This is a genomic window from Bacillus sp. 05T31 (assembly GCF_056396725.1).
Map to the genome: position 1 here is coordinate 1 of NZ_JBFTMA010000391.1, position 5664 is coordinate 5664.

7 protein-coding genes and 1 pseudogene are annotated in these 5664 nt (G+C 37.0%); 3 read left to right on the forward strand and 5 right to left on the reverse strand.

What is annotated here, in order from left to right; translation table 11 throughout:
* Positions 1 to 20: 20 nt before the first annotated feature.
* Together AC1DJR_RS20055 and AC1DJR_RS20060 are read right to left on the reverse strand one after the other, a co-directional pair.
* A complete protein-coding gene (locus AC1DJR_RS20055) occupies positions 21 to 527 on the reverse strand; it encodes a ferritin (protein ID WP_477003344.1) in 507 nt (168 codons plus the stop codon).
* 53 nt (positions 528 to 580) lie between these two features.
* Positions 581 to 904 carry a MazG nucleotide pyrophosphohydrolase domain-containing protein gene (locus AC1DJR_RS20060; protein ID WP_477003345.1) on the reverse strand — a complete coding sequence of 108 codons (324 nt, stop codon included), beginning with the start codon at positions 902 to 904 and terminating at the stop codon, positions 581 to 583.
* 73 nt (positions 905 to 977) lie between these two features.
* Here AC1DJR_RS20060 and AC1DJR_RS20065 point away from each other — a divergent pair, with 73 nt between their 5' ends.
* From AC1DJR_RS20065 to AC1DJR_RS20075, 3 genes and pseudogenes are all read left to right on the forward strand, one after another.
* Positions 978 to 1556 carry an LOG family protein gene (locus tag AC1DJR_RS20065; protein WP_477003347.1) on the forward strand — a complete coding sequence of 193 codons (579 nt, stop codon included), beginning with the start codon at positions 978 to 980 and terminating at the stop codon, positions 1554 to 1556.
* Positions 1557 to 1674: 118 nt separating this feature from the next.
* On the forward strand, positions 1675 to 1956 hold the full coding sequence (locus tag AC1DJR_RS20070) for a hypothetical protein (RefSeq protein ID WP_429686447.1): 282 nt from the start codon (positions 1675 to 1677) through the stop codon (positions 1954 to 1956).
* 98 nt (positions 1957 to 2054) lie between these two features.
* Positions 2055 to 2492, forward strand: a pseudogene (locus tag AC1DJR_RS20075) (DinB family protein); the annotation flags it as partial.
* A 105-nt stretch (positions 2493 to 2597) separates the two neighbouring features.
* On the opposite strand, the gene AC1DJR_RS20080 reads toward AC1DJR_RS20075, so the two are convergent.
* The 3 genes from AC1DJR_RS20080 to AC1DJR_RS20090 form a co-directional block, all read right to left on the reverse strand.
* Positions 2598 to 2801, reverse strand: coding sequence for a hypothetical protein (locus AC1DJR_RS20080; protein ID WP_215576650.1), 204 nt, complete (start codon positions 2799 to 2801; stop codon positions 2598 to 2600).
* Between the two features lie 840 nt (positions 2802 to 3641).
* On the reverse strand, positions 3642 to 4082 hold the full coding sequence (locus AC1DJR_RS20085; protein ID WP_002034654.1) for a Dps family protein: 441 nt from the start codon (positions 4080 to 4082) through the stop codon (positions 3642 to 3644).
* Between the two features lie 170 nt (positions 4083 to 4252).
* The coding region (locus AC1DJR_RS20090; protein ID WP_477003346.1) for an alanine/glycine:cation symporter family protein at positions 4253 to 5664 on the reverse strand (1412 nt) is incomplete at its 5' end.

Here is a 5664-nt window from a genome sequence, read left to right on the forward strand (position 1 = left end):
GAATTAAGGTGATCAAAATATTATTCAGCTGGAGGCGTAAATGTACGTTTCTCTARTTCAGCATCTAGCATAAATAATGCGTTTGAATCGCTTGTAATACGTTTTAATTTTTGGATGATGCTATCRAATGAAGMTTCTTCTTCTACTTGCTCRTCRACGAACCATTTTAAGAAKGTAATTGTTGCATGYTCACGCTCATCCCAAGCGATATCAGATAAGTGATAAATGCGCTTCGTTACTTCACGCTCGTGCTCAAGTGCTACTTCAAAAGCRTTYARTACAGATTCGTATTCATTATTAGGATTATCAAATCCAGTAATAATAGCGCGCTCACCGCGGTCATTAATATAGTTGTAAAGCTTCATTGCGTGGAAACGCTCTTCTTCAGCTTGTACAAGGAAAAAGTTAGCGAATCCATCATAGCTTTCCGCTGTACAGTAAGCAGCCATTGCCATATAAGCGTGGGCAGAGTAAAATTCAAAATTCATTTGTTCATTTAGTACGTCGTGCAATTTTTTAGATAACATAAAATCCCCCTTATTCTTTTGACAAGAACATTATATCACAATTGATAATATTCTCATTTAGATGTTTCGAACCTTTTTGAAAGCTTTGTGACGTGTGTTTCCATAATGTCTTGTAAATCCAAATCATATTTTTGTGAAAGAATAATAAGATTAGAAAGTACATCACCAAGTTCTTCTTTTAACTCTTGTTTTAGTTCTGCTTCTGTTTTCACTTTTTMGTCAGGACGATCACGGCCAATTTCGATTGCGCGAACAACTCGTGAAACTTCCCCAACTTCCTCAGTTAAGAAATTTAAGCGAATAAAGGAATTATACTGTGACCAGCTTCGTTTTTCGTAAAATTCCTCAACCCATCTTTGAAATGCGACGATATCCATTTCTTTCTCATCCCTTCAATATGTTGTACAATACCCATTGTATCATAACAATATATAGTTTCGGGGTGTAGGGATGAGAAAGATTTGTGTGTTTGCAGGTTCAAATTTAGGAGAGAGACCAGAATTTAAAGAGCAGGCAATAGAGTTAGGGAAAATGTTTGTTGAGAACGATTATGAGCTTGTATACGGCGGTTCATGCGTTGGATTAATGGGAGAAGTGGCAAACGAAGTTCTTCGCTTAGGCGGACGTGTAACAGGTGTTATGCCGCGCGGTCTATTCCGAGGAGAAATTGTTCATACAGGGCTAACAGAATTAATTGAAGTAGAAACGATGCACGAGCGCAAAGCGAAAATGGCAGAGCTTGCGGATGCTTTTATTGCATTACCAGGCGGATACGGAACGTTTGAAGAGCTATTTGAAGTAGTATGTTGGTCACAAATTGGTATACATAATAAGCCGGTTGGTTTATTGAACATAAAATGCTTTTATGGGCCAATTTTGCAAATGGTTGAACGTGCAGCAGAAGAAGGATTTATGAATCCATCAAATAAAGAGTTGATCGTTTCAGCTGAGACGGCAGATAAACTAATTCATGMAATCCAAAATTATGAGCGTCCTGTTTTAGGAACKAAGTGGAAGCAGYTATCATARTACAWTTTTATAGATGTTTTTGGAAACACATGTCATTTTATCTTGAAAAGGCATGTGTTTTTAATTTAGTTAAATATATTAATGTTAATATATGATGTTTTGGGAAAAGGAGAAATAGATGGAGGAGTTTGTGTATTTACGGCCTGTTTTTAAAAGTATTTTAGCAGCATCTATTCTTGTTATGCCAATTGTTTTAAGACAGAAGAAAGAGCTGATTAATGAGTTTTCGCTTTGGTTTATTTCGGTTATATGTATTGGTGTTTCTGCGATAACACTTGTTATGTTAGGATTTATTGCCGATGAATATAGTTTAGGCGGCGATGTGCAGTCTTCTAATATGTTTATTGGGATTGTTTTGATGAGTGGTCTGAATTTCGTTATTTACTATAGACGGAAATAAAAAGGAAGGCATTCCATATTACTTTGGAATGTCTTTATCATTTTGATTACTTTGTTTTTTTATATAGATTTTTGGGAACACATGTCAATTTATTTTAATTAAAAGAACTACCGCAAGACATTTTCCATAAGGAAGTTAAGAGTGGTTTTTCTTCGGTGGCAAAAGTAATGTCTCACATATACCTCACAGATTTAGCCTGGCTCGAGATCATTTCTGGCAAAAGTATGAGTGATGCAATGGTACACACAGACCAATTGAAAGAACAGCTAGAAACAAAAAATATTGAGGAAATGGAAACTAGTTTTTATGAATTATCTAAACGATATAAAGAACTTTTAAGTAGTCAACAAGATTATGAAAAAGTGTTTGAGGTTGATAATCCGTATGCTGGGCTCCTGGATACGACGGTTTCTGAAACAATACTACACGTCGTCACCCACGGAGCATATCACCGTGGGAATATAGCCACAATGTTGCGGCAAATGGGGCATACCTCTGTTATGCAAGATTTTGGACTATTTCTATATTCAAAATGAATTCTTTTTATTTACGATAGAATATGTGTTGTATGATGTTTTTGGGGACTGATTTTATTAGTGGTTTAAGCTTGATTATGTATTATAGAAAAAAGGCATTCCATATTATTTCGGAATGCCTTTATTGTTATTGTTATTGTTACTTTGTTTTTTATACAGGTACCAGCCACCCCAGCCGCCACCAATAGCTACAACAACGAGGAAAGCATAGTCTTTAACCTCGACACGTATGTTGAAAATATTAGCTATGAGTAAGAGAATCCCAACTGTTATTAACGCAAAAAACGCTCTAATTAAGTAGTCTTTCAACTGAACCACTCCCGTCATTTAAGTAGTAAATGATGAACTTGGACAAGCTTTTTGGATCTAATTACTAAAGGGTGTTTCCTATATTTTAACATAAAGTGAAACTTTAATCAGTGGGGGGCATCCCCCACTGATTATTAGCCCTCACCAATCGGGCTTTTATGGGCAGTTGATCCACCGCCTATCTTCTTTGCTTTCGTTGAATTTTGAGGTGGGGATCTTACTGCCCGTTAATGCGGGATAAAAGAGATTGTAATATATTGATAAAAATAGTGGAGGGGAGGGCTATTATTGTCGTGATTTGTTGGTAAAGCGATATTCTTTGTCGAAACGCCGATAAAATGAAAAAATCGCCGATATATTGTGAGTTATGATCGATATATTTGAAAAATCACCGATATAATTTTATGTACGACCAAGTGTGATTACTACATAAAAGAAGCGACTCTGAGTGAGCCGCTTGCGCTTTTAATGATATCCAGCTCCAGCGGCTAGAATCTCCGGTCATTTCGCTCTCTCGCTCGAAGCAAAAGCGCTTCAAGGTCGAGAGCTCCAATGTCCTGCGATTCTGAGTGAGCCGCTTGCGCTTTTAATGATATCCAGCTCCAGCGGCTAGAATCTCCGGTCATTTCGCTCTCTCGCTCGAAGCAAAAAGCGCTTCAAGGTCGAGAGCTCCAATGTCCTGCGATTCTGAGTGAGACGCTTGCGCTTTTACATAATATCCAGCTCCGGTGGCTAGAATGTTCGGTGGCTTCGCTTTTTCCTGCGAGGCAAAGAGCGCCTCTACGTCAAAAGCTCCATCCCCCTCACATTCTGAGCAAGCCACCTCCGCTTTTAAATATATTATTGATTCAAGAATGCGCGTAGCATCCAAGCGTGTTTTTCTAGTTCTGTGTAGATGCCTAGTAGTAGGTCAGATGTCATTTCGTCGTCAGATTCTTGAGCGATTACCATGCCTTTTTTCAGTTCAGTTAGCATCATTTCGTAGTCTTTCATGATTGCTTCGACCATCCCTTCTGCAGTTTCTCCGTAAGCTGCTTCTTGAATAGAAGATAGTTCTAAGTATTCTTTCATTGTTGCTACTGGTTTGCCGCCAATTGCTAAAATRCGTTCTGCGATTTCATCGATGTGAGTAGCTGATTCTGTGTAAAGCTCTTCAAATTTTTCATGTAGTGTGAAGAATTGAGGTCCTTTTACGTACCAATGGAAGTTGTGTAGTTTTGTAAATAAAACGCTCCAGTTTGCTACTTGTTTGTTTAATGCTTCGATTACTTGTGTATTCATTATGATCAATCTCCTCTTGAGTTATTATTTTATATGAATTACTAATTTATAATTATTATAATCTAGTAATTTGTATAAATCAACCCTTTTGCTGGAATTAATTTGAACAAATTATGAACTGTTGTAAATAAAAAATCCCTATTACTGTGAAGTAATAGGGATTTTTATTGTTAAATAGCTTGTTTCTTCTCTTCTAAATCTTGCCCATCCCAACACTCTGTATTTTTTAAGCCAGGGATAGAACTTGCAACGAAAACAGGATCTTTTCCTTGTTTCTTTTGTTTTATATAGTCTACTAATGCTGCGTAGGCAAATTTGCTAAGGAATGAGATGGCAATTAAGTTTGTGAATACCATTAGTCCCATAAATAAATCAGCTAAGCTCCAAACTGTTTGAAGGGCAGCGATTGATCCGAAGAACACCATTCCGACAACTGCAACACGATAAATCATTAACCATGTTTTGCTTTCTTTAATGAATGCGATATTTGTTTCACCATAATAGTAGTTTCCTAGTAAAGAACTGAAAGCGAATAGGAAAATAATAATCGCTAAGAAAGTGCTTGCCCATGGTCCRATTTGTGAACTTAATGCTTGTTGTGTTAATTCAATTCCTTSTAAATTYGATCCTTTGTAAAGTCCAGAACATAATACGATAAAYGCTGTTGATGTACATACTAAGAATGTATCTACGAAAACACCTARTGCTTGAACAAGTCCTTGTTTTACAGGATGAGATACATCTGATGTTGCAGCTGCGTTAGGAGAGCTACCCATACCTGCTTCTGTCGCGAATAAACCGCGCTGAATTCCGAATTTGATTGCTGCTCCAATACCACCAGCGATGGCTTGGTCTAAACCGAATGCACCGTTAAATATTTCCATGAAAATGCTTGGTAACATATTGAAGTTGTTAATAACGACAAAAACAGCCACACCAATATAAATGATTGCCATTGGCGGAACGATCATTTCTGTAATACGTGAAATGCTTTTAATACCACCAAAAATAATTACCGCAACTAATAAAGCTAATACAGCTCCTACGATAGTTCGTTCTAATCCAAAAGCATTTTCAAACGCTATTGTTACTGTATTTGCTTGTACTGAATTGAAAATTAATCCGTATGCAACTGTAATGAGAAGTGAAAACCAGACACCCATCCAGCGTTTGTTTAACCCTTTTTCCATATAATATGCTGGTCCACCACGGAATCTGCTTCCATCTTTTACTTTATAAATTTGCGCGAGCGTACATTCTACAAAACTAGTAGCTGCACCGATAATAGCGATAAACCACATCCAAAATATTGCGCCAGGTCCGCCCATTGAAATTGCTAGTGCTACACCAGCTAAGTTCCCGATACCAATACGTGCAGCTGCACTTAAGCAAAATGCTTGGAATGGAGAGACGCTATCTTTTTTCTTTTCTTTTCGATTGAACCCTTTACTAATTAAACTGACCATTTCACTGAAATGAGTAATTTGGACAAATTTTAATTTAAAAGAGAAATAAAGACCGAAGCCGATTAGCATTGCAATAAGAATATATGACCACAAAATATTATTCGTTACTTCAAGGA

Bases quoted from the DNA above. Each gene is read 5' to 3' on its own strand.
- AC1DJR_RS20070 (WP_429686447.1), top strand. From the start codon at position 1,675: ATGGAGGAGTTTGTGTATTTACGGCCTGTTTTTAAAAGTATTTTAGCA.